The 2,109-nt window shown below is 61.7% G+C and carries 2 protein-coding genes; one reads left to right on the top strand and one right to left on the bottom strand.

Annotation, left to right across the window (positions count from 1 at the left end):
• Positions 1 to 155: 155 nt before the first annotated feature.
• Positions 156 to 1,076, bottom strand: a complete 921-nt coding sequence (locus J0A65_RS22575; protein WP_206596559.1) for a LysR family transcriptional regulator — start codon at positions 1,074 to 1,076, stop codon at positions 156 to 158.
• A gap of 115 nt (positions 1,077 to 1,191) precedes the next feature.
• On the opposite strand from J0A65_RS22575, the gene J0A65_RS22570 reads away from it, so the two are divergent.
• A complete protein-coding gene (locus tag J0A65_RS22570) occupies positions 1,192 to 2,106 on the top strand; it encodes an alpha/beta hydrolase (RefSeq protein WP_206596558.1) in 915 nt (304 codons plus the stop codon).
• Positions 2,107 to 2,109: the final 3 nt, after the last annotated feature.

The following is a 2,109-nucleotide window of genomic DNA, read 5'->3' as shown; positions in this document are numbered from 1 at the left end:
AGAATTACTTCGTCGTGGGCATGGAGAACGAAGCGCTCTCGAGTAGACATTGAACGAGCAGCTGTGGACTACCCCCAGTGCCAACAGACAGCTGTTGGCCGTCAGTTACCTTGGGCTGAGGGCAGGAGCCGGCCAGATCCACCCGCTGCCGCCAGTCAGTCAAGCAGTGAGCGTTTCTCGACAAGAAAGTCGATCAATACCCGTATCTTGGCGGGCATCTGTGCCCGTGTCGGCGCATAGAGGTAGAAACCGGGGAAAGGCTGACACCAGGGCTGCAACACCCTCACCAACTCGCCCGAGGCCAGTTGCTCGCGCACGCAGATGTCGAGGTACTTGATCAGGCCGACGCCCTGGATGGCCGCCTTGAGCATGCTCTCGTCGTCGTTGAACACGACACTGCCACGCGGCTCGAACACCTGGGTGTGGCCATCCCCGTCCGGCTCGGTAAAGGACCAGCGATCCAGTGTGCCGCTGCTGGTGAAACGATACGCCAGGCAGTTGTGCTGCATCAGGTCGGCCGGGGACCGTGGCGTACCGTGACGCGCGAAATAATCTGGCGAGCCGACCACCGCCATTTCGATACGCGGAGTGATCGGCACCGCCACCATGTGCTCGTCCAGACTCTCGCCCAAGCGAATCCCCACGTCAGCACCGTCGGCGATGATGTTGGCGAATCCATCGTTGAGCACCAGCTCCAGACGCAATCCGGGATAGCGCGCGAGAAACTCGCCCAGGTGCGGTTCCAGCAAGGTCCGTGCGGCGATACGGGAAGTATTCACCCGGATCAGGCCGTTGGGCGCGGACGGCACCTCGCCCAGTTCGGCAACCGCCGTGTCGATCATCCTCAGCGCAGGCGCCAGCGCATCGAACAGGCGCTGGCCTTCCTCGGTCAGCGACATGTCGCGCGTGGTGCGGTGCAGCAGGCGTACGTTGAGCTGCTGCTCGAGGCTCTTGAGGTGTTGCGACAGCGCCGCGCGGGACATTTCCATCTCGGTTGCAGCCTTGGTGAAGCTGCGGTGCCGGGCGATATGGACGAACCAGGCCAGGGCTGGAAGTTGCGATGGATTGATCGACATATTGTTCAGTATCCCTAACAAGTCATGTCGATTCTTGCATATTTTTCCCGAACAAACGCGGGACTAGTATGAATCCATCGAGTGGCACACAGCCCCTCAGCACTGGAGCCAGATCATGCAGAAAGTCAGCATCCCCACCCTCAACGGCCAGAACGTCACGCTCGCTGCAGTGATCCATCAGCCGGCCAATTTCGATGCCAGCCAAAAGTACCCGGTCATTGTCGTCGCGCATCCGGGCGGTGGAGTGAAGGAACAGGCCGCCGGCCTGTACGCCAAGAAGCTGGCGGAGCAGGGACTGCTGGCCATCGCCTTCGACGCATCCTTCCAGGGCGAAAGCACTGGCGAGCCTCGCCAGCTGGAGAATCCCTACATTCGCACCGAAGATGTCAGCGCGGTGGTCGACTACCTGACCACTCAGACCTATGTCGACACCGACCGCATCGGTGCCATGGGCATCTGCGCCGGCGGCGGCTACACCGCCAATGCCGCCATCAACGACCGTCGCATCAAGGCCATCGCCACGGTAAGTGCGGTCAACATCGGGCAGATGTTCCGCAACGGTTGGGAAAACACCGTCAAGGATGCCGACGCCATGCCCTACATCGCGCACGGCTCTCAGGCCCGCACCAGCGATGCCAACGGTACCGAACTGGCCACCCTGCCGCTGGCGCCGATGCGTGAAGAAGATGCCCCCAACGAAGAGCTGCGCGAAGCCTGGGAGTACTACCACACCCCGCGTGCACAGCATGCCAATGCGCCAGGCTTCATGACCGCGCGCAGCCTGCCGCAGATCATCACCTACGACGCCTACCACAAGGCCGAAGCCTTCCTCACTCAGCCGATCCTGACCGTAGCCGGCAGCGTTGCCGGCAGCAAATGGATGAGCGATGACCTGCTTGCCCGGGCAGCCAGTACGGACAAGCAGATGCATGTGATCGAGGGTGCCAACCACATGTCGCTGTATGACAAGCAGCCCTATGTGGACGAGGCGGTCTCCGTACTGGCGCAGTTCTTCCAGACCCGCCTGTAACCC

Source organism: Bowmanella yangjiangensis (assembly GCF_017255015.1).
GTDB lineage: Bacteria > Pseudomonadota > Gammaproteobacteria > Enterobacterales > Alteromonadaceae > Bowmanella > Bowmanella yangjiangensis.
This window is presented reverse-complemented; position numbering and strand designations above follow the sequence as displayed.